This window comes from Methylomonas sp. TEB, from assembly GCF_047777895.1.
GTDB lineage: Bacteria > Pseudomonadota > Gammaproteobacteria > Methylococcales > Methylomonadaceae > Methylomonas.
This window is the reverse complement of sequence record NZ_CP180476.1, coordinates 3030927-3052424: the sequence shown is the minus strand read 5'-3', so window position 1 is coordinate 3052424 and position 21498 is coordinate 3030927. Positions and strand designations below refer to the sequence as shown.

Here is a 21498-nt window from a genome sequence, read left to right as displayed (position 1 = left end):
AAGCATTTTGCCTCACTGGGTTTTATCTCAGGGACTTTACTTTTAATCATTGGAGAAAACAAATGCCAAAAATGAAAAGCCATAGCGGTGCCGGCAAGCGCTTCAAGAAAGTTGGAAGCGGCGGTTTTAAATGCAAACAATCGCATAAACGTCATATTTTGACTAAAAAAACCACCAAACGTAAAAGACAACTGCGTAAAACAGCCATTCTTCATCCGTCGGATACGCCATTGGTTGCGCGTATGCTGCCGTACAGTTGATTTATCATTGATATTGAAGAGAGTAGAACATGGCTAGAGTTAAACGCGGCGTCACCGCTAGAGCAAGACACAAAAAGATTTTAAAACTGGCAAAAGGTTACTACGGTGCCCGTAGCCGGGTTTACCGCGTCGCCAAGCAGGCGGTCATCAAGGCCGGTCAATACGCTTATCGCGACCGTAAACAGAAAAAACGCCAATTCCGCGCCTTGTGGATCGTGCGTATCAACGCTGCCGCACGTTTGTACGGTATCTCCTATAGCCGTTTGATCAACGGTCTGAATAAAGCCAATGTTGCGATCGACCGCAAAGTATTGGCCGACTTGGCTGTACGCGACATCGACGCTTTCGGCGCGATTGCGAAATTGGCTATAGCAAACCAAAGCAAACCGTAAGGAAAACATTAAGCCGCTTTGAAAGAGCGGTTTAATTGCTCGACTCCCCGTTTTTGACGGGGAGTTTTCCGCCAAATCTCGTTGGCGGGAACCTATCGTTTTGGAATTTCCCTCAATTGCAGACAAAAGTGAGCTGAGTCGTGTCGGCTAGTATCGAAGATATTGTTACGCAGGCATTACAAGAGCTTGCACATGCACAGGACCTTAGCCAACTGGATCAGGTTAGAGTCAATTATCTAGGCAAAAAAGGCTTATTTACTCAGCATATGAAAGAGCTGGGTAGTCTGGATCCCGAACAGCGGCGCAGTGCCGGTCAAGTTATCAACGATGCCAAAAATACTTTTCAAGAGGCGTTAGAGGCTCGGAAATCGACTTTGGAAAATGCCGAATTGGCGGCGCGTCTGGCTAGCGAATGTATCGACGTTACCCTGCCGGGGCGGGGTCAAACCGTATCCGGATTGCATCCTGTCACGATCACCTTGCGGCGGATTGCCAAAATTTTTGCCGAGGCCGGCTTTAATATCGTCGAAGGCCCGGAAATCGAAGACGATTACCATAACTTCGGCGCCTTGAATATTCCCGAGCATCATCCCGCGCGGGCGATGCACGATACCTTCTATTTCGATGCGCATACCGTATTGAGAACTCACACTTCGCCGGTACAGATTCGGGTGATGGAATCCGAAAAGCCGCCCTTGAAAATTATTGCGCCGGGCCGGGTGTACCGTTGTGATTCGGATATGACCCACTCGCCCATGTTTCATCAGGTCGAAGGCTTCTTGGTCGATACTGACGTTAGTTTCGGTGACCTGAAGGGTGTGATTTTTGAATTTCTGCGCGCCTTCTTCGAAAAAGAAGTCAACGTGCGCTTTCGCCCTTCTTATTTTCCATTCACAGAACCTTCCGCCGAATTTGATGTGTCCTGCGTAATGTGTGACGGCAAAGGTTGCCGCGTCTGCAAACGAACGGGCTGGCTGGAAGTGGGCGGTTGCGGCATGATTCACCCGGAAGTATTCAAATCGGTCGGTATTGATAACCAAGTTTATTCCGGCTTTGCCTTCGGAACCGGAGTCGAACGTCTAGCGATGATGAAATACGGCATCAACGACTTGCGGATGTTTTTCGAAAACGATCTGAAATTTTTACAACAGTTTAATTAACGGTGGATAGTCATCATGCAAGTCAGTGAAGCTTGGTTAAGAGAACTGGTCAATCCGCCTGTCGCCACCGCCGAATTAGTCGCGCAACTGACCATGGCCGGTCTGGAAGTCGATGCCGTGACGCCTGTTGCAGCCGAATTTTCCGGAGTGGTAGTTGGAGAAGTACTTTCCACTATTCAACATCCAAACGCCGATAAACTTAGAGTTTGTCAGGTCAACGTCGGCCAAGCTGAGCCCCTGCAAATCGTTTGCGGTGCCAGTAATGTCAGGCCCGGTTTGAAAATTCCGGCAGCATTGATCGGTGCGATATTGCCCGGCGATTTCAAAATTAAGGAATCCAAACTGCGCGGCGAATTGTCGTTCGGCATGCTGTGTTCGGAAAAGGAATTGGGTTTGGCGGTTAGTTCCGAAGGCTTGATGGAGTTGCCCGCTGACGCGCCGGTGGGTGCCGATATTCGCGACTATTTGGCGCTGAACGATAATGTGATCGAATTGGGCTTAACGCCAAATCGCGCAGATTGCCTGAGCGTCGAAGGTGTGGCCAGGGAAATGGCGGTTTTGAACAATCTGCCGTTCCAGGCTACGGCGTTTGCTACTGTCGAACCGCAGCACACGGAAACCCTGGAAGTTAAAGTCGAAGCCGCGGAAGCTTGCCCGGTTTATCTGGGGCGTTTAATTAAAAATATCAATCCTGCCGCGGTCACGCCACTGTGGATGCAGGAGCGTCTGCGCCGTTGCGGTATTAGAAGTTTAAGCCCGGTTGTTGATGTTACCAACTATGTGTTGATCGAATTGGGCCAACCGCTGCATGCTTTCGATGCCGATAAACTGAGTGCGCCTATCGTGGTTAGACGCAGCCGAGCCGGCGAGTCCCTGGCTTTATTGAATGACCAAACCATAGAGTTGGACGGCGACGCCTTAGTTATTGCCGATCAAAAACAAGCCTTGGCTTTGGCTGGGGTGATGGGCGGCAAAGACAGTGCGGTATTTGGCGAAACCCGCGATATATTCCTGGAATGTGCGTTTTTTATGCCCATTGATGTGGCCGGTAAGGCGCGCCAATTTGGTTTGCATACCGATTCCTCGCACCGTTTCGAAAGAGGCGTGGATTTTAACTTGCAACGCCGGGCGATCGAACGCGCCACGCAATTGATTCTACAAATAGCCGGCGGTAGTCCTGGGCCGGTTCAAGAGGTTATTTCCACTGCCGAACTGCCCGCCAGAATGCCGGTAAAGCTGCGTAGCCAACGTATTACAAAGGTGTTGGGCATTCAATTTGGCGACGATGAAGTGCATGCGCTGTTCGAAGGCTTGGGTATGCAGGTTCAAGTAGTCGAGAACGGCTGGGAAATTACCCCGCCCGGCTTTCGTTTCGATATTGCCATCGAAGAAGATTTGCTGGAAGAAATCGGCAGAATCTATGGATATAACAATCTGCCTAGCAGCAGTTTGTTGATGCGCTCTGAGCTTGGTAAAGCGCCCGAGGCGCAGTTGCCATTGGCGAGATTGCAGGATTGCTTGGTAGATCGCGGTTATCAGGAAGCGATTACCTACAGCTTTGTCGATGAGGCAATGCAAAATGCCGTCGCTCCGGGCGAAGAATTTATCCGGATTCAAAACCCTATATCCTCAGAACTTGCCGTGATGCGCACTACGCTGTGGTGCGGTTTGTTGAATGCGGCTTTGTATAATATCAACCGCCAACAGAGTCGAGTGCGCTTATTTGAAGCCGGCTTGCGGTTTTTCTATCAAGATGGGCAAATTCAACAGCGAAAAATGTTATCCGGTTTGGCCTTGGGTACCGTTAATCCCGAACAGTGGGGCGAAAAAGCCAGAAAGCTGGATTTCTTCGATGTGAAAGCTGATATTGAAGCTTTGTTTGATTTAGCAGGAGTTTGTGCTGATTTCGTAGCCTATCAACATCCGGCGTTACACCCTGGCCAAACCGCGCAAATCAAAAACCAACGTGGCGAAGTGATAGGTTTATTGGGCATGCTGCACCCAACGCTCGAAAAACAATTGGGTTTCGATAGTCCGGTATTCTTGTTTGAACTCGAACAGGATGCGGTCTTGGAGCGTAACGTGCCTAAATTTAGTACGTTATCCAAATACCCTTCGGTGCGCCGCGATCTGGCTTTATTGGTGGACGAGGCTGTATCGGCTGCCGCAATCACCAGTGTAATTGAAGAATGCATGGAGACGGCGATACGTGAAATATCGATCTTCGACGTTTATCGCGGACCGGGCGTTGCCGAAGGTTATAAGAGTGTCGCGTTAGCTTTACTCTTGCAGGATTTTACGCAAACGCTTACCGATACAGAAATTGATGCTATATTTCGCAAAGTGCTGGACACTTTAGCGGCTAAACTGAATGCAAAATTGAGGGAGTGATTGTGGCATTAACCAAAGCAGATATTGCAGAGAAATTGTTTGAAGACCTCGGTTTAAACAAGCGTGAAGCTAAAGAAATCGTAGAGTTGTTTTTCGACGAAATTAAAAAAAGCCTGGAAAGCGGCGAGCAAGTGAAGATTTCCGGGTTTGGTAAGTTTGAATTGCGCGACAAAAGTGGTCGGCCGGGTAGAAATCCCAAAACAGGTGAAGAAATTCCCATCACTCCGCGGCGTGTGGTGACTTTTAGAACAGGGCAAAAATTGAAAGCTCGAGTAGAAGCGTATGCTGGAACCCAGTAATAATAACGAATTACCGGTTATTCCGGCCAAGCGGTATTTTACGATTGGCGAAGTTAGCGACCTCTGTGCGGTAAAGCCCCATGTATTGCGCTATTGGGAACAAGAGTTCACCGAGCTTAGTCCGGTAAAACGCCGAGGAAATCGCCGTTATTATCAGCGCCATGACGTGTTGTTGATTCGACAAATTCGCGCTTTGTTATACGAGCAAGGTTACACAATAGGTGGTGCGCGTGCTCATCTGGCGAGCGGTAGCGCCAAGGAAGACAGTTTACGCACCAAACAACTTATTCATCAGATGATTGGCGAGCTGGAAGATATTTTGGAGCTGCTGAAATAGCGTTTCCCAAATAATATGATATTATGTCCGGCTTGCTCTCCTAGGTGGGCATTGGTTTAATGATAAACTTCGGGGCGTAGCGCAGCCTGGTAGCGCACTTGTCTGGGGGACAAGGGGTCGTGGGTTCGAATCCCGCCGTCCCGACCAAGTTTTTTGAGATTGAATATTGAATAACCCGCAAGTTACTTGACTTAGCGGGTTTTTTATTGCTTGAAAAACTATAGGAATACATAGCGTTTTTGATAATTAATCACTGATTGATCGATAAAGTTAAATTGAATGAATACGGCGGCTAATATTTCGATTTGTCAAATATTTGAGACGGGCCTAATCCGATGTTGAGCCGTTTTAGAGATCATATTGTCGTGAATCACCCGGATCAATTATCTCGGCAATGGGCGCAACGTATTGTTGATAGATACGCAACCAGTGCCAAAGTACGTACAGTAGATATTCGATCCGTCAATATTGGCACATCGACGCGCTTGCGGCTAACCGTGAATCATGACGCCATCGGCGTCGTTCCAAGTCGGTGGTTTGTAAAAACGCCGTCGCTGGCAATTAAGTCCAGAGCGATTACCGCCATACCGCGTTTATTGCATAAGGAAGTTCATTTTTATAATTCGCTTTCTCAGGGGGTTCCGGTGAGTGTGCCGCAAATTTTAGCGGCTGAAAGTCTGTTAGGGCGCGGTACTACATTGGTAATGGCGGATTTGGATGAGCTGGGATTTAGGCCCGGGCTTACCGCAGACGCTCTGTCTTTGGAACAAGCTCAGCAGGTGGTTGAAAAGCTCGCCGGTTTTCATGCTCACTATTGGGGCAATGCTGGGCTGTTGAAAACGCATCGCTGGTTAAACGGTTTTAGTCACAATGTCGAGAATCATATGGGTACCTTACTGGCTGTACCCTTGATGAGGCGTGGCCTTGATCGCGCAGGGCGCTTGGTGCCCAACAAATTGCATAGATCCGCGTTGCGCTATGCAGCGGATCGGCGGCGAATCACCAGGATATTGGCAACCGGTGTGCAGACCTTGGTGCATCATGATTGTCATCCAGGCAATCTATTTTGGAATCACTCTGAGCCGGGCTTTCTGGATTGGCAATTGGTGCGGATGGGTGAGGGTGTTAGTGACCTCGCTTATTTTTTAGCGACATCGCTGAAGCCAGAGTCTCGGCGTGCTCATGAAAAACAATTGCTGAAGCTATACATGACGGCGTTAGCTAGTCACGGGATTGGCGACTTGGATGAAGAAACGTATTACCAACGCTACCGCGCTCATTTGGTGTATCCGTTCGAAGCGATGATTGTTACCTTGGCTATAGGGGGTATGATGGAGCGTAATAGCAACTTGGAGTTAATTGCGCGCGTTTCAGCGGCGGTTGACGATAACGATAGCTATTCTGCGTTATCTCTATAAGAGTTTTTCCCTGCGTTTCTGGAAGGCAGTTATATACTGAATTTGATCTCAGAATTGGGTCTGATGCTATTTTGCGGAGAATCTCTCGATAGAGAGATAATTTGGCGGGTATATGAACCCACAAAAAAATTTTAAATAAGTATTGACTTTATAATTGACTGCTACATCGTTTGTAGCTACGAGAAAATCTATAAGGATTTTTTAATCTCTGTCTTGCTGGTTTCCGCAAGAAGAAAATAAAAATGGTGCCGAGGAGAGGACTTGAACCTCCACAGGGTTACCCCTACTAGCACCTGAAGCTAGCGCGTCTACCAATTTCACCACCTCGGCATTACTTAGCTAGGTAAGTAATTTGGTTATTATAAGTGTATGGATGGGATGTGTCAACCTTATGATTATACACATCATGATTATACACATCGCTGAGCAGCTTAACGTCGGCACTCCTGAAGGATTGGTTGTTGTCGCCAGGTGATGCAGTCGTTCTGAGGCAGTGGCTAGGGTATTAGGGTGGCGTGGTCTATTTGGCTGCTTCCACTGGCGAGCGATAGTTTGTGCAAGAAAGTTTTTGTCGGCAGACTATTGAGCTAATTTGCGGTATCCATCGAATAAATGATGAATTTCCTCAAGACCGTCTTCGATTGACCAAGAAACCGACTTTGACAATAAATCCAGTAAAATCACGCCGTTTACTGCTGCATCTTCGCTAATCGCAGTTTTTAACCGTTGGCTTAAATGGAGGTTGATGACTTGTAAGTTTTGATATAGCGCGAGCAGTTCATCCAGTTCCAGGGAATAGGGTAGGTGGTCTTTTTGCCGAAAATACTGTGCCAATAGGAACATCGTGGTTACTCGGTAAATCGTTTCAGTTTGATCGGCCAAGGGTAAGTGAAAACGTGCCATTGGCTTTAAAAATTCAGTATGCGGACACGGGCTGGTGGCCATAATTAAGCCTAGAATCGAACTGGCGATATGTTGAGCAGTGGTTTCGGCGCGTATGGTTCTTCTATCGGTAATGACTTCTACAGCCATTTGCTTGTGGGACACTAGGTGCCCACATAAATTTAACAGTGACACCAAATTAATCGCGACAGGACAGTGCGGAACCTGCTCAGGTTTTAACGGGCAATTGCGGCATTGTTGATACGTGAGCTCCGTCCATAGAGGATAGGGAGGGGGAGCGGCAGAAATAAGGGTCATGCTTTGTTTATCAACTTCGATTAGGAAATCGGCGCTATCGTAATCTTCTGCGTTTAAGCGGTAGGTAAAATGTAGGATGTCTTCGGACATATAAATTCAGCAAACTTGTGATGTGCGTTTTCTTGAATGGATTTTAATGTGGCTAAGCCGCAATATTGGCCGATTGTAGGGGCGTCGTCTGACTAGTTTGGCTTGAGTATAGCTGCGGTATTCAAGTAAAGGAGGCTGCCTCCGGCTCCGTGTTACAATCGACGGCTCTAAAAACATAATCTCAAAAGGCTTTACCATGCAATTTATTAAACTCTCCGCTGTTGCTTTATTGTTTTTATCTTTTCACGCCACAGCGGAAGTTCAGCTGACCAAAGCCGATGTTTTGGGTACATGGCAAATCGACAAAGAATCCAACACCAGTGATGGCAGCAAGGCCCGTAGCTCCAATACCACGTGGACGTTTAAAGACGATGGCACTATCGAAGGCATGACCCATGAAAACGATTCGCATGCCAGACTTGACCAAATGCGGGCTGTGCTGAATTACGCCGTCGAAGGCGGCAAGATTGTCAAACAGGCGGCGCCGGGTCGCTCGAAGATGGAAACCTGCGAGGCAATCGAAAAATCCGGCAACAATATGGTTTTGAGGTGCCAAACCGTTTATTTCTTTATGTCTAAAAAATAAAAACGCCGGGCACTTCTGATAGTGTCGTGCTTAGTTTGACCTATTTATGTGGTTGTCGGATGGGATGGACTCATCGGTAGCGAGAAAACAGGAACTTCGATTTTGGCAGAGCAGCCCCAAAGCCTATCCGATTTTGCGGAGCATTGTTTATTCAATGGCGACATTGAGCAAAAGCTTGTTTTAACTCATCAAGCCAGGCAGTTGTTGGATAACGGCTTATTGTCCCTGCAAACAACAGGGGCGGTATTGCCGATAAGCAATACCGTATTTCCTAGCCGGCCGGCGTTGTTGATGCCGCGAGAGATGCCTAAACGTCGTCTGGATTCCATCGAAGGTAAAGCGGCTTTTTTTCACGCGCTTGCACATATCGAGTTCGTGGCAATTTATTTGGCATGGGACATTATTTATCGGTTTCCCGGCTTGCCCGACGATTTTTATCGGGATTGGCTGATCATCGCCGACGAAGAGGCTCAGCATTTCGAGTTGATTCGCACTCATTTGCTTGGCTTGGGATTCGATTACGGCGATTTGCCCGCGCATCGCGGGCTTTGGTCGCATGCCGAAGATACTTCGGATGATATTTTGGCGCGTTTAGCGATAGTGCCGCGGTGTATGGAGGCGCGCGGATTAGATGTGACCCCAGGCATGATGGATAAACTGGTTGCTATCGACGATCAGCCCGGTCTAGCTATCCTTCGGAGGATTTATAACGACGAAGTTGGGCATGTCGAGCGCGGTTCTTACTGGTTCAATAATCTGGCCAGACAGCGCGGTCTGGAACCTGAACACTGCTTTAAAGACCTGATACTGAATTATTTCAAAGGCAAGCCCAAGGGACCCTTTAACCGAGAAGTGCGTATAATTGCCGGCTTCTCGAATAACGAAATCGATTGGCTGGAGGAGCGTTTGCATGAATAACAAACCGGTTTTTGATTATCCACTGTTTGCGATGGGCTTTAGGGCCTTTTTCGCGCTGGCGGGATTATCAGCTCTGGCTTTGATTGCAGTATGGAACTCAATGTCCAACGGTTCGCTGCATATCGATAATTACTTCACCGGCAGCACGTGGCATGCTCATGAAATGCTGCTTGGCTACACCACAGCGGTGATTGCCGGTTTTTTACTAACAGCAGTGAGAAACTGGACTGGCTTGCAAACGGTGACTCCCGATCAACTGGCGTCGCTGTGTTTTTTATGGATTTATGGCCGGGTATTGCCTTTTTATTCCGAACTATTGCCCGATTTGTTGATAGGCACCGTCGATTTCGTATTTTTACCGGTGTTGGCGTATTTTGTGGGTAAGCCAATTTTAAAAACAGGCAACTATCAAAATCTGATTTTTGTCGCCTTATTGCTGTTATTAGCCTTGGGCAATGGTTTGATTCACGCCCAAGTTTTGGGTATGGCCGGTAGTGCCTCGCTAGGACTGATCCTGGTGGTTACCGTTATCGTTGCGATGATTTTGGTCATCGCTGGCCGGGTATTTCCGTTTTTTACCGAACGGGGGCTATCTGGGGTTATTTGTATTCGCAATCCGGCATTGGATATAGCCGCTGTTGCGGTGAGTTTGGCGGTGTTTGCATTATTAATGCTGAATATATCCGGCGCATTGTTGGCTGGTGCTGCGGTAGCGGCGATTGTGATTAATATTGTGCGAGTGGCGGCTTGGTACAACCCGCGGATTTGGTTTGTGCCCCTGCTTTGGGTTTTGTACATCGGCTATGGTTGGTTGATCCTTGGATTTGGCTTGGTATCCCTCTCTGCTTTTGCTGTGGTTCCGCAGTCTTTGGCTTTACACGCCTTTACTGTGGGCGGCATCGGTATTTTGACTTTGGGCATGATGGCCCGCGTTGCGTTGGGCCATACCGGCAGGGCGCTAAAAGCCTCGAATGTGATGGCGCTGGCCTTTGTGCTGATAAATCTGGCCGCGTTGTTTCGGGTGTTATTTCCGGCTTTGTTGCCAAACTGGTATGGCGGTTTGGTGATGGTGTCCACCTATTGCTGGTTGGCGGCGTTTTCCTTGTTCGCATTTTATTATTCGCCAATTTTGATGTCGCCCAGGTTGGATGGGCAGCCGGGGTAGCGTAGTTCATAAAAACAGTGGCGATAGCGGATGGTCTCGTCCAAGCGTGCCGTATTTTTTATACATTGAATTTGTTGGAGTGACAGTATTAGGGTTGCTATATCGGTTTACTGCGCGATCTGGTCAATGAAATGAGAGTGAATGGAAGCAAATTGCGCGACAGGTTTGATGTGAACATGAGTCGGACGGATTGACTTTGGTCAACGGCGTCAAGGGCGTAAGCGGGTCTGTTCCTGGTAGGAGTAATGATCTTGGTCAGTGATAGCGGGCTTTGATAGGGTTGTAAAAAAGGCGGCTTTCAGCCGCCTTTTTTTGTGTCGAAACGTTTTTACTGCGCGCTGTAATGCGATTCGATATAACGCTCGACTATAGCTTGGAACTCTTCAGCGATATGTTCGCCTTTTAGGGTGACGGTTTTGAAACCGTCTTCAAAAACCGGCGCAACAGGTGACTCGCCGGTTCCGGGCAGACTGATGCCGATGTTGGCATTTTTGCTTTCGCCGGGGCCGTTGACGACGCAGCCCATCACCGCGACTTTCATATCTTCCACGCCTTTGTATTTATCTTTCCAAATAGGCATTTGGTCGCGTAAATAGCCTTGAATGTCTTGCGCCAGACGTTGGAAATAATCGCTGGTGGTGCGTCCGCAACCGGGGCAGGCCACTACCATGGGTGTGAAGGAGCGAAAGTTCATGGTTTGCAGAATTTCCTGGGCCACGATCACTTCTTTGGTGCGCGCCGCACCGGGCTCGGGTGTTAGGGATACCCGAATGGTGTCGCCTATGCCTTGTTGCATCAGTACGCCGAGCGCTGCTGCTGATGCGACGATGCCTTTGGAGCCCATGCCAGCTTCGGTAAGGCCTAGATGCAAGGCGTAATCGCAACGGCTGGACAGGTCTTGATAAATGCTGATCAACTCCTGAACATCGCTAATTTTGCAGGATAGGATAATTTTGTCTTTGCCTAGCCCGATTTCCTGGGCTCTAGCCGCGCTTTCCAGGGCGGAGAGTATGATGGCTTCCCGTGTGATCAGGGGTAATTCTTTGGGTTGCGCTAATTGTCTGTTCTCGTCAAGCAATCGGGTTAGTACGGCTTGATCAAGACTGCCACCGTTGACGCCAATCCGCACGGGTTTGTTGTATTGAATCGCAAACTCAATCATCTGCTGAAATTGCGGGTCCCGCGCTTTGCCTTTGCCGACATTGCCGGGGTTGATACGGTATTTGGATAGTGCTTGAGCGCAATCCGGATATTTTTCCAGTAACTTGTGGCCGTTAAAATGGAAGTCGCCGATAATGGGCACCGAAAAGCCTTTTTGTGCCAGTCGGTTGACGATTTCCGGTACGGCTTGCGCAGCTTCTTCACGGTCGACAGTGACGCGGACCATTTCCGAGCCGGCTGTTGCTAATTCCATGATCTGTTGAACGCTTCCTGCAACATCAGCTGTGTCGGTATTAGTCATGGATTGAACTACAATCGGAGCGTCGCCGCCGACTTTTACGTTTCCTACCAAAACCTGTTGGGTGTGTTTTCTGGAGCTAATCGACATAGAAGTGTGGTCTGCAAAAACTGAAAGTTATCTAAAAAATACCAAGTAATTCACTTAGGATATAAATTATACCTCCTTAGTAACAGGACGAAAGAGCAAATTGTGCGGATAAATTACTTTTCTGATGTGCATCTGGAATTTGGCGAGCAGAGTCTGCCGGAAACCGATGCCGATTTGGTCGTGGCGGCAGGCGATATCGGCATATTCAAACAAGGTGTCGAATGGTTGAAGTCTATCGGCAAGCCTGTGGTTTATGTGGCGGGTAACCATGAGTTTTATGGTTACGAATATCAACAGACTATCGATATGTTGCGTAGGGAATGTGCGGGCAGTCAAATTCAGTTCCTGGAAAAAGATCAGTTTATCTTCCAGGGTGTGCGCTTTTTGGGTTGCACCTTGTGGACGAATTTGTTTATCGAGGGCGCCGAAAAGGCCGAAGTGCTGGGAAATACCTTGAATGACTTTCGCAAGGTGTCATTTGCAGGCCAAACTTTCGAGCCCAAACACTTTACCGAGCTACATCGGGAATCTAAATTCTGGTTAGAACAACAACTTGCCACGCCCTTTGCCGGCAGGACCATAGTGGTCACTCATCATGCGCCCACCGAATGGAGTTGGATCGATTCACCCAACGTACTTAAAAAGCTGGCTTACTGTAATGACTTGAAGCCTTTATTTCATGAATATGAAATAGCAGCCTGGTTTCACGGTCATGTGCACAATTTGGGTGATTACCGGATAGCGGATGCCCGTATCTTAAGCAATACCCGGGGGTATGTCGGGCGTAAGTATGTGAGTGGTTTTGATATCGATAAAGTGGTTGATATTTGAGCGGTATTTCCACTTATGCCGGGCGCTATTGCTCGGCTTAAAGGGCTACAAGCCTTGGGATTTTCCGTTGAGAAAGCCGATAACTTGTGATGTAATGAACATGTTTTGTCTTGAAGTGCCCTTTGGGATCGGTGTTTCGCAATGGGCTTTTTGCTGCAACTAGTCTGGGGAGCAGGCGTATTAACTATGCAATTTAATATAAAGAAAGGTTTGGATTTGCCTATAACAGGCGGACCCGAACAAAAGATAAGCGATGGTAACAGCGTCAAATCGGTCGCCCTATTGGGTGCTGATTACATCGATCTGAAGCCGAAAATGATGGTTGCCGAAGGAGATAAGGTCAAATTAGGACAGGCCCTTTTTTCTGACAAAAAAAATCCTGGCGTCAACTTTACCTCACCCGGCGCGGGTGTGGTTAAAGCTATTAACCGCGGTGACAAGCGTGCGCTGTTGTCTGTGGTCATTGAATTGCAAGGGAATCAGCAAGAGTCTTTCACCAAATACGGCGAAGCTGAGTTAGGCAATTTGACTCAAGAACAGGTTAAGGAAAACTTGCTGGCATCAGGATTGTGGACTGCTTTCCTGACACGTCCTTACGGCAAAATCCCTGCGGTCGATACTACACCTAGTTCAATTTTTGTCACGGCTATAGACACTCGTCCGCTTGCGGCAGATCCGGCTGTGATTATCAAAGAACGCGCTGCCGACTTTGCTAATGGCTTGACTGTAATCTCCAAGTTGACATCAGGTAAAACTTATCTGTGCAAAGCCGCAGGTACTGATTTGGTTGCGAATCAAGCCGTTCAGGTAGCGGAGTTTTCCGGGCCGCATCCTGCCGGCTTGCCAAGCACCCATATTCATTTTATCGATCCGGTCAATATCCATAAATTCGTATGGCATATTGATTACCAGGCGGTAATTGCTATTGGCGCATTGTTTACCACAGGTAAGCTGGATGTAGAACGCATCGTTTCTTTGGCTGGTCCAACGGTTAAAAAACCCAGATTGGTACGCACACGTGTGGGCGCCAATCTGGACGATTTGGTTGCCGGCGAATTGCAAGATGTTGAAAACCGCGTAATTTCGGGCTCTGTTTTGTATGGCCACGAGGCTGCCGGATCTCTGGCATTTTTGAGTGCTTACAGTTTGCAAGTTTCTGCTATTAAAGAAGGTCGTGATCGGGAGCTTTTCGGTTGGATCGTTCCCGGCAAAGACAAATACTCGGCTATGAATGTGTACGTGTCGAGCAAAGATCGTAAAGATAATCGCCTGTTTCCGTTGACCACCGATAAAAATGGTAGCAATCGCGCCATTGTTCCGGTGGGAGTCTACGAGACAGTGATGCCTTTGGATATTTTGTCTACACCTTTATTGAAAGCCATTGTAGTCGGCGATACCGACACTGCACAGTCTCTTGGCTGCCTGGAACTGAGTGAAGAAGACGTGTCTTTGTTCACCTTTGTCGATCCAGGCAAGCATGACTTCGCGCCTGTGCTCAGAGCTAATTTAACTAAAATCGAGAAGGAAGGATAATGTCGGCTAGAGATATTTTAGATAGCATAGAGCCGCATTTTACAAAGGGCGGCAAGTTTGAAAAGTATTACGGTCTCTACGAGATGGTGGATACTTTTATTTACACGCCATCCGATGTAACGCGCGGAAAAACCCATGTACGTGACGGTAACGATCTGAAACGCACTATGACGTTTGTGGTAATCGCCACGGCGTTTTGTGTTTTGATGGCTTGGTACAACACGGGTTATCAAGCCAACTTAGCCATGAAGGGTATGGGTGTCGAGTCGATCAACAACTGGCGCAGCATTCCAATGGCGCTATTCGGCTACAACCCGCACAACCCGATTTCCTGCCTGGTGCACGGCATGTTGTATTTCTTCCCGGTTTACATCACTACCTTAGCGGTGGGTGGCGTTTGGGAAGTGTTGTTCGCAACCGTACGCAAGCATGAAGTCAACGAAGGTTTCTTGGTATCGTCAATGCTGTATACCCTGATCCTGCCACCTGACATCCCCTTGTGGCAAGTGGCTTTAGGTATTTCGTTCGGTATCGTGTTGGGTAAAGAAGTTTTCGGTGGTACCGGTAAAAATTTCCTTAATCCCGCTTTGACAGGTCGTGCTTTCCTGTTTTTTGCGTATCCGGCTTCAATTTCCGGCGATGCGGTATGGGTTGCAGTGGATGGTTACAGTGGCGCGACGGCTTTATCGTTGGCATCGGCTGGCGGCGTGGAGGCGATTAAAGAGAGTTTCAGTTGGATCCAAGCGTTTTTGGGATTCATTCCCGGCTCGATGGGTGAAACATCCACATTAGCTTGTATGTTGGGTGCTGCATTCTTGTTGTACACACGTGTTGCTTCATATCGGATTATGGCTGGCGTGTTGATTGGCATGATCGGTATGTCCACTTTATTGAATATCGTTGGCAGCACAACCAACCCAATGTTTGCGATGCCTTGGTACTGGCATATGGTGGTCGGTGGTTTTGCTTTCGGTACGGTGTTTATGGCAACTGATCCTGTTTCTGCTGCTGTGACCGACACCGGTCGCTGGATTTACGGCTGCATGATCGGCGTGATGATTATCATCATTCGGGTTATTAACCCGGCTTTCCCGGAAGGTGTGATGCTTGCAATTCTTTTCTCAAACATGTTTGCACCATTGATTGATTACTTTGTTGTTCAAGCAAATATTAGAAGAAGGATCAAACGCCATGCTTAATGCCGAGAAAAAAACCTGTAAGTACAACGAGCAGCTCTGCAAGTACTACGAACAGTTCAGAGTTTACGCCGACAGAATCCTGGCTTTAAGTAACGACAGCCTGGAAAAAACCGTCAACGTGGCTTTGGCCTTATGTTTGGTGTGCGCTGTATTGGTATCTATTGCTACAGTCGCTTTACGGCCTTTGCAAGGCTACAACAAAGCCCTGGACATGAAGAAAAACATTCTTGATGTGGCTGGTTTGTTGGAAGAGGGTACTGATATAGATAAAGCCTTTGCGGAAAGAATCGAAAGCAAGATTGTCGACCTGAAAACAGGTGATTACGTAGACAATATCAATGTCGACGAATACGACCAACGCAAGGCTGCTAAAGACCCTGCGCAGAACGAGTTGATTCCGGTCGAGAAAGATATTGCCAGCATCCGTCAAAAAGCCAAATACACCAAAGTGTTTTTGGTTAAAAACGGCGACCAGTTGCAATCCATTATTCTGCCTATCAACGGTTACGGTTTGTGGTCTACGATGTACGGCTTTTTAGCCTTGGAAGCTGATGCGCAAACGGTACAGAGTATCAACCTGTACGACCAAGGTGAAACCCCTGGCCTGGGTGGTGAGGTAGTCAATCCTAACTGGCGCGCGTTGTGGAAAGGCAAAAAAGTCTATTCCGATAAAGGCGAAGTGGCTTTGACTTTAGTGAAAGGTGGTGTCGATTCCAGTCGCCCGGATTCTGTTTACAAAGTGGATGGTTTGGCCGGCGCAACCCTAACCAGTCGTGGCGTCAGTAATTTGATCCAATACTGGATGGGTACCGAAGGTTTTGCCACCTATCTAAACAAAATTAGAAAAAACGGTTAGGACTTATCATGGATAAAGAAACTAAAAAAGTATTATTCGAACCGTTGGTCGATAACAACCCAATCACCCTGCAGGTGCTTGGTGTGTGTTCGGCGCTGGCGGTAACGTCGCAAATGTCTACCTCATTGATCATGGCATTGGCCTTGACTTCGGTTACTGCCTGTTCAAGCGCAGCGATTAGTGCGGTGCGCGAGCATATACCGAGCAGCATTCGGATTATCGTGCAGATGATCATCATTGCTTCGCTGGTTATTGTGGTCGATCAGTTGCTTAAAGCCTTTGCCTTTGATGTCAGCAAAAAGCTGTCGGTATTCGTTGGTTTGATTATTACCAACTGTATCGTCATGGGGCGTGCTGAAGCCTATGCGATGAAAAATCCGCCGCTGCAAAGCTTTGTTGACGGTATCGGTAACGGCTTAGGTTACAGTTTGATTCTGGTCATCGTGGCGCTGTTCAGAGAAACTTTGGGTTCAGGCAAACTGCTTGGTTTCGATGTGCTGCCTTTGGTCAAAGATGGTGGTTGGTATGTGCCTAACGGTATGATGCTACTGCCGCCCAGCGCGTTTTTCATTATCGGCTTGATCATTTGGGGTTTCCGTACCTGGAAACCAAAACAAGTGGAACACAACGAGTTCAAAATCATGTCGATTGCTCACGGTGAAGGAGGGCACCACTAATGGAAGCCTATATCAGTCTGTTTGTTAAAGCGGTTTTCATTGAAAACCTGGCGCTGTCATTCTTCCTGGGTATGTGTACCTTCTTGGCGGTGTCCAAGAAGATCTCCACGGCCATGGGTTTGGGTATTGCCGTTATGGTGGTGCAAACCTTAACAGTGCCTGCGAATAACTTCATTTACCAAACTTTGTTGAAAGAAGATGCATTATCTTGGATAGGCATTACTGGCGTGGATTTAAGCTTTTTAAGCTTGTTGAGCTGTATTGGTATGATCGCTGCGATCGTACAGATTCTGGAAATGATTCTGGATAAATTCTTTCCTGCTCTGTATCAAGCCTTGGGTATCTTCCTGCCGTTGATTACCGTTAACTGCGCGATCTTGGCCGGTAGTTTATTCATGATCGAACGTGACTACAATTTTGGTGAAAGCGTGGTATACGGCATAGGAAGTGGTTTTGGCTGGGCTTTGGCGATTACCGTCATGGCCGGTGTGCGTGAGAAATTGAAATACAGCGATATTCCTGCTGCATTACAAGGTTTGGGCATCACTTTTATCACCGCTGGCTTGATGTCTCTGGGCTTCATGGCTTTCTCTGGAATTCAATTATAAGGGTATCGTAATGCTGGAAATTGCATTAGGTGTTATTTTCTTCACGGTCATCGTGATAGCGCTGGTGTTTTTGATCATCGGCGCGAAAAGTAAACTGGTGGCCTCTGGCGATGTGGAAATTCTGATCAATAACGAAAAGAAAATCCATGTACCGGTGGGTTCCAAATTGTTGACCGCATTGGCGGACAACCAATTGTTCGTTTCTTCCGCTTGTGGCGGCGGCGGCACTTGTGGTCAATGTAAAGTGAAAGTGCATAGCGGTGGTGGCGACATTCTGCCAACCGAGCAATCGCATATCACCAAACGGGAAGCCGCACATGGCGAACGTCTGGCTTGCCAAGTATCCATCAAACAAAACATGGATATCGAAGTCGAAGACAGCGTATTCGGTGTTAAAAAATGGGAATGCACTGTTAAGTCCAACGACAACGTCGCGACTTTCATTAAAGAGTTGGTCTTGGAATTGCCGGAAGGTGAAGCCATCAACTACCGTGCAGGTGGTTATATCCAAATTGAATGTCCGCCCCATATTTCAAAATATGCGGATATGGATGTTGCCGAGGAATACCGTCCTGATTGGGATAAATTCAATCTGTGGCGCTATGTGTCGGATGTAAAAGAGCCAACCCTGCGTGCTTACTCAATGGCATCTTATCCTGAAGAAAAAGAAATAATGTTGAACGTCAGGATCGCTACGCCGCCTCCAGGGGCGCCGGATGGCATTCCGCCAGGCATCATGTCGTCCTTTATCTTCAACCTGAAGCCAGGTGATAAGGTGTTCGTATCCGGTCCTTACGGCGAGTTTTTTGCCAAAGAAACCGATGCCGAAATGGTCTTTATCGGTGGTGGGGCCGGTATGGCGCCGATGCGTTCGCATATCTTCGATCAACTACGCAGACTGAAATCCAAGCGTAAAATGACTTTCTGGTATGGCGCACGTAGCAAACGCGAAATGTTCTACGTTGAAGATTTCGATATGCTGGCCAAAGAAAACGACAATTTTGAATGGCATGTAGCCTTGTCAGATGCTTTACCTGAAGATAACTGGAAAGGTTATACCGGCTTCATTCACAACGTGTTGTTCGAAGAATTTATCAAGAAACATCCGAATCCAGAAGATTGTGAATATTACATGTGCGGGCCGCCAATCATGAACTCTTCAGTGATTAACATGCTGCTGGCTAATGGCGTGGATCCTGAAAATATTATGTTGGATGATTTCGGCGGTTAAGTTGTATTAATCTGACGCGAAGCACAGGGAGCGATTTTCGGATCGCTCCTTTTTTCGTTTCAGTGATTAGAAAAAACAGGAGAAAAAAATGGGTTATTTTTTAGTAACATTTTTATTTATGTTGATCGTTATTGCCGTCATGGCAGTCGGTGTGCTTTTCGGTCGGAATGCTATCAAGGGGTCTTGCGGCGGCACCGGCAATTGCGTATGCAGTGAGAAATGCGACAAAAGAAAGAAGTTTGAAGCTGAGCAAGCTAAAACATTGGAACAACATTAAGGCTGCTTGCCCAAAGCGATAAACTAAGCTACTTCGGAGCGATAACTCTCCGAAACGTTAAGTTTATGCGTCCTTGAGTCAACTTCTGATCGACAGGAATACTATGCAGCCAGTGGTGTTGAAAATCGGGCTGCATAATCAATAGCATTCCACTAGTCAGTAAAATACTGCCGCTTTCCGCGGTTTTTTTATGCCGAAATGCAAATTGTCGGGTCGCTCCCAGCGTCAATGATGTGATAAAAGGCTGTGGTCCCAACTCCGCTTCGTTATCCGCATGCCAGCCTACATAATCATCGCCGTTGCGATATAAATTCACTAATACCGAATTAAACGAAAAGTTTAAGAACTGTTCGATTTTTTGCCTTATATCCGATAGTAATGGCGTCCAGGGCCGAGTTTTTAATAGATTATTGCTGTAGCTATAAACTATCCCCGGATCAGCATGCCAGGTTTGCAGGCGGGGTAACGTAAATTCCCGGCCGGCAACGCTGTAACAATTGTCGGGCCAATTTTGTTCCTGGAGCAAACGCCTATAGATAGCATCGCTTTCGGCGGCGTCGTAAAAATCTCTTATTATTCTCAGCTCCTTATCGGGCGTCATTCGTCTTGCAATTCCTGCTGTGCTTTAATGTGTGACGCTAATGCACTGTCCATTGTCGTGATGTGCAATAAAAACCATTGCGGCAGACGCTCCTTGACAAAAGCACGACCAAAGGAAATTAAGCCTTTGTCGATCCGGGTTTTAAACTGTTTGAATTCTTCCAAAACCCGTTGATGTTCGCCTTTGTGTTCGGTTTCCGCCGGAAATCCGAATTGCGCCATTAACCGATTTTCAGATTCAAAATGTTCTTCGGTGTGTTGATACAATTGCGCAAACAAGCCCGGAAAGTCTGTGTTATTGGCCTTATCCAATTGATTTACCAGATCAATAAAGATGCCGTGATCATGATCGATGTGAGCATAACCAACACTCAGGGGTATGGTTCGGTCGAATATTGTCATTTGAACACTCGTGTGATTTGTAAACTAATGCACTAAAGCATGTTTTATGCCCAGTAATCGCCGACGATAAAACGGATGGATGATTGTCGATGGCAATTAAAGCGCAGGCCAGATTTAATCGGGTATCACCTCATCAACTCTACTAACGATGCGCCCATCGGCCATTCTAATGTCGAACAGTTCAAGCTTGGCTAACTGCTTAACCGACTTCACCAGTTGGGAGCTTTCGTGTCGTTGCACGATAGCATAACCGCGTTCCAGCGTTGCCAGTGGACTAATCGCATGTAAGGTTTGTGACATCGCGTGTTGCCGATTTTTCAATGCCGTCAGTTTAATTTGCATCGAACGGCTTAATCGTTGTTGGAAGTAATCAAGTTGCTGCCGATAGCCGTGAATCGATACCAACGGTTGCTGTCCGTTCAGACGCTGGGTGTTTAGCGCCAGACGCTGGCGGCACAGCCCCAAGCCGGCTCGCGTCGCCCGATTCAAGCGTTGTTCCAATTCGTCGAGACGCTGGGCATTGCGTTGTAGTTTTTCGCCCGGATGTTGGGTTTGTAGGGCTTTATTTAGCCAACTCAAATGCATCTGTTGCTGCTGTAATTTATCCTGCATTTGCCGGGTTAGTTGGCGCTCGATAGCTGTAAAGCGATTAAGCCAGGCGGATTGGTCCGGCACCGCACATTCGGCCGCTACCGATGGTGTAGGTGCGCGCAAATCAGCGACGAAATCGGCGATGCTGAAATCCACCTCGTGGCCTACTGCTGAAATCACCGGAATTCCACTGGCCGCTACCGCCCTGGCGACGATTTCTTCGTTAAACGCCCATAAATCTTCCAGCGAGCCGCCGCCGCGCGCTAGGATGATCACATCTACCAGAGCTTGTTTATTGGCTGCTACCAATGCCGCGCAGATTTCGAATTTAGCGTTTTCGCCCTGTACTGCCACCGGATAGATCAGCACCGGGATCGCCGGAAAGCGCCTTTTCAGTACGCTGAGAATATCGTGAATCGCTGCGCCACTGGCCGAGGTGATGACGCCGATTTGTGTTGGCAGTGGTGGCAGCGGTTTCTTGCGGTTTTGCTCGAACAAACCCTCCTGTAATAGCTTTTGTTTTAAGCGTTCGTACGCCAGACGCAATGCGCCGTCGCCGGCTTCTTCCAACTTTTCCACTACCAGTTGATAATCGCCGCGCGGTTCGTACAAACTGACTTGCGCGGTGGCGACCACCAGATTGCCATTGGCAGGTTTGAAACGCAGCCGTTGCTGCTGTCCTTTGAACATGGCGCAGCGTATCTGGGCTTGCGCGTCTTTCAAGGTAAAGTAGTAATGGCCGGAAGAGGGCAGGCTGAGATTGGAAATCTCGCCTTGTACCTGCACGGTTAAAAAGTGGCTGGCCAGCAAGCGTTTGGCTTCACGGTTTAGCTGAGATACGCTGAAGATTTGCTCGGAATTACTCATCGAATGCTTGAGAGCGCAGGGCGAATAGGTTGAAGACCCTATTTTACGGGGGTTTGCCGCA

The 21498-nt window shown here is 47.8% G+C and carries 23 protein-coding genes and 2 tRNA genes; 19 read left to right on the top strand and 6 right to left on the bottom strand.

All coding sequences use genetic code 11. The annotated features are described in order from the left end of the window. The first annotated feature begins 62 nt into the window (after positions 1-62). The 8 genes from rpmI (at position 63) to ACMXD4_RS13650 (ending at position 6257) form a co-directional block, all read left to right on the top strand. The gene (gene rpmI / locus ACMXD4_RS13685; RefSeq protein WP_033158016.1) at positions 63-260 is read left to right on the top strand and encodes a 50S ribosomal protein L35; all 198 of its coding nucleotides are present in this window, start codon (positions 63-65) and stop codon (positions 258-260) included. Positions 261-289: 29 nt separating this feature from the next. Beyond that, entirely contained in the window at positions 290-652 is a 363-nt protein-coding gene (gene rplT / locus ACMXD4_RS13680; protein ID WP_171695012.1) for a 50S ribosomal protein L20, read from the top strand. A gap of 140 nt (positions 653-792) precedes the next feature. Continuing rightward, positions 793-1812: a phenylalanine--tRNA ligase subunit alpha gene (pheS, locus tag ACMXD4_RS13675; RefSeq protein WP_415878443.1), complete on the top strand. Its 1020-nt coding sequence runs from the start codon at positions 793-795 to the stop codon at positions 1810-1812. Positions 1813-1827: 15 nt separating this feature from the next. Next, positions 1828-4203, top strand: coding sequence for a phenylalanine--tRNA ligase subunit beta (gene pheT / locus ACMXD4_RS13670; protein ID WP_415878442.1), 2376 nt, complete (start codon positions 1828-1830; stop codon positions 4201-4203). Next, positions 4203-4502: an integration host factor subunit alpha gene (gene ihfA, locus ACMXD4_RS13665; protein WP_197027036.1), complete on the top strand. Its 300-nt coding sequence runs from the start codon at positions 4203-4205 to the stop codon at positions 4500-4502. Before pheT ends, ihfA begins: the two co-directional genes overlap by 1 nt. Beyond that, positions 4486-4839, top strand: coding sequence for a MerR family transcriptional regulator (locus tag ACMXD4_RS13660; RefSeq protein WP_020481982.1), 354 nt, complete (start codon positions 4486-4488; stop codon positions 4837-4839). Before ihfA ends, ACMXD4_RS13660 begins: the two co-directional genes overlap by 17 nt. A 70-nt stretch (positions 4840-4909) precedes the next feature. Next, positions 4910-4986, top strand: a tRNA-Pro gene (locus tag ACMXD4_RS13655). 218 nt (positions 4987-5204) lie between these two features. Beyond that, a complete protein-coding gene (locus ACMXD4_RS13650; protein ID WP_415878441.1) occupies positions 5205-6257 on the top strand; it encodes a phosphotransferase in 1053 nt (350 codons plus the stop codon). 243 nt (positions 6258-6500) lie between these two features. Here the strand turns inward: ACMXD4_RS13650 and ACMXD4_RS13645 are convergent. Both ACMXD4_RS13645 and ACMXD4_RS13640 read right to left on the bottom strand, forming a co-directional pair. After that, positions 6501-6587: transfer RNA gene (locus tag ACMXD4_RS13645), tRNA-Leu, on the bottom strand. A 249-nt stretch (positions 6588-6836) separates the two neighbouring features. Continuing rightward, entirely contained in the window at positions 6837-7547 is a 711-nt protein-coding gene (locus tag ACMXD4_RS13640; protein WP_415878440.1) for a DUF6901 family protein, read from the bottom strand. Positions 7548-7743: 196 nt separating this feature from the next. On the opposite strand from ACMXD4_RS13640, the gene ACMXD4_RS13635 reads away from it, so the two are divergent. The 3 genes from ACMXD4_RS13635 to ACMXD4_RS13625 all read left to right on the top strand — a co-directional run bounded on the left by ACMXD4_RS13635 (position 7744) and on the right by ACMXD4_RS13625 (position 10216). Continuing rightward, positions 7744-8133 carry a lipocalin family protein gene (locus ACMXD4_RS13635; RefSeq protein ID WP_415878439.1) on the top strand — a complete coding sequence of 130 codons (390 nt, stop codon included), beginning with the start codon at positions 7744-7746 and terminating at the stop codon, positions 8131-8133. A gap of 102 nt (positions 8134-8235) precedes the next feature. Then, positions 8236-9051 carry a ferritin-like domain-containing protein gene (locus tag ACMXD4_RS13630; protein ID WP_415878438.1) on the top strand — a complete coding sequence of 272 codons (816 nt, stop codon included), beginning with the start codon at positions 8236-8238 and terminating at the stop codon, positions 9049-9051. After that, positions 9044-10216 (top strand): NnrS family protein, encoded by a 1173-nt coding sequence (locus tag ACMXD4_RS13625; protein ID WP_415878437.1) that lies wholly within the window; start codon positions 9044-9046, stop codon positions 10214-10216. Before ACMXD4_RS13630 ends, ACMXD4_RS13625 begins: the two co-directional genes overlap by 8 nt. 328 nt (positions 10217-10544) lie before the next feature. Here ACMXD4_RS13625 and ispG read toward each other — a convergent pair whose 3' ends face one another. Next, on the bottom strand, positions 10545-11765 hold the full coding sequence (gene ispG / locus ACMXD4_RS13620; RefSeq protein ID WP_319961503.1) for a flavodoxin-dependent (E)-4-hydroxy-3-methylbut-2-enyl-diphosphate synthase: 1221 nt from the start codon (positions 11763-11765) through the stop codon (positions 10545-10547). A 102-nt stretch (positions 11766-11867) separates the two neighbouring features. Here ispG and ACMXD4_RS13615 point away from each other — a divergent pair, with 102 nt between their 5' ends. From ACMXD4_RS13615 to nqrM, 8 genes are all read left to right on the top strand, one after another. After that, the gene (locus ACMXD4_RS13615) at positions 11868-12596 is read left to right on the top strand and encodes a metallophosphoesterase (RefSeq protein ID WP_171695021.1); all 729 of its coding nucleotides are present in this window, start codon (positions 11868-11870) and stop codon (positions 12594-12596) included. Positions 12597-12782: 186 nt separating this feature from the next. Then, the gene (locus tag ACMXD4_RS13610) at positions 12783-14129 is read left to right on the top strand and encodes a Na(+)-translocating NADH-quinone reductase subunit A (RefSeq protein WP_415878436.1); all 1347 of its coding nucleotides are present in this window, start codon (positions 12783-12785) and stop codon (positions 14127-14129) included. Continuing rightward, complete coding sequence (locus tag ACMXD4_RS13605; protein ID WP_415878435.1) at positions 14129-15328, top strand: NADH:ubiquinone reductase (Na(+)-transporting) subunit B; 1200 nt, start codon at positions 14129-14131, stop codon at positions 15326-15328. Before ACMXD4_RS13610 ends, ACMXD4_RS13605 begins: the two co-directional genes overlap by 1 nt. Then, a complete protein-coding gene (locus tag ACMXD4_RS13600) occupies positions 15321-16184 on the top strand; it encodes a Na(+)-translocating NADH-quinone reductase subunit C (protein WP_033159350.1) in 864 nt (287 codons plus the stop codon). Before ACMXD4_RS13605 ends, ACMXD4_RS13600 begins: the two co-directional genes overlap by 8 nt. A gap of 8 nt (positions 16185-16192) precedes the next feature. Further along, positions 16193-16861 carry an NADH:ubiquinone reductase (Na(+)-transporting) subunit D gene (locus ACMXD4_RS13595; RefSeq protein ID WP_020481963.1) on the top strand — a complete coding sequence of 223 codons (669 nt, stop codon included), beginning with the start codon at positions 16193-16195 and terminating at the stop codon, positions 16859-16861. Then, a complete protein-coding gene (gene nqrE, locus ACMXD4_RS13590; RefSeq protein ID WP_101052580.1) occupies positions 16861-17469 on the top strand; it encodes an NADH:ubiquinone reductase (Na(+)-transporting) subunit E in 609 nt (202 codons plus the stop codon). The genes ACMXD4_RS13595 and nqrE overlap by 1 nt, the downstream gene beginning before the upstream one ends. 10 nt (positions 17470-17479) lie before the next feature. Further along, on the top strand, positions 17480-18700 hold the full coding sequence (nqrF, locus tag ACMXD4_RS13585; RefSeq protein ID WP_033159347.1) for an NADH:ubiquinone reductase (Na(+)-transporting) subunit F: 1221 nt from the start codon (positions 17480-17482) through the stop codon (positions 18698-18700). A gap of 88 nt (positions 18701-18788) precedes the next feature. Then, positions 18789-18977 carry a (Na+)-NQR maturation NqrM gene (nqrM, locus tag ACMXD4_RS13580; RefSeq protein ID WP_033159346.1) on the top strand — a complete coding sequence of 63 codons (189 nt, stop codon included), beginning with the start codon at positions 18789-18791 and terminating at the stop codon, positions 18975-18977. Between the two features lie 28 nt (positions 18978-19005). Here nqrM and ACMXD4_RS13575 read toward each other — a convergent pair whose 3' ends face one another. From ACMXD4_RS13575 to xseA, 3 genes are all read right to left on the bottom strand, one after another. Beyond that, a complete protein-coding gene (locus ACMXD4_RS13575; protein WP_415878434.1) occupies positions 19006-19578 on the bottom strand; it encodes an alpha-ketoglutarate-dependent dioxygenase AlkB family protein in 573 nt (190 codons plus the stop codon). Continuing rightward, positions 19575-19979: a bacteriohemerythrin gene (locus tag ACMXD4_RS13570; RefSeq protein WP_051670515.1), complete on the bottom strand. Its 405-nt coding sequence runs from the start codon at positions 19977-19979 to the stop codon at positions 19575-19577. Before ACMXD4_RS13570 ends, ACMXD4_RS13575 begins: the two co-directional genes overlap by 4 nt. A gap of 114 nt (positions 19980-20093) precedes the next feature. Further along, a complete protein-coding gene (xseA, locus tag ACMXD4_RS13565; protein ID WP_415878433.1) occupies positions 20094-21437 on the bottom strand; it encodes an exodeoxyribonuclease VII large subunit in 1344 nt (447 codons plus the stop codon). Positions 21438-21498 lie beyond the last annotated feature (61 nt).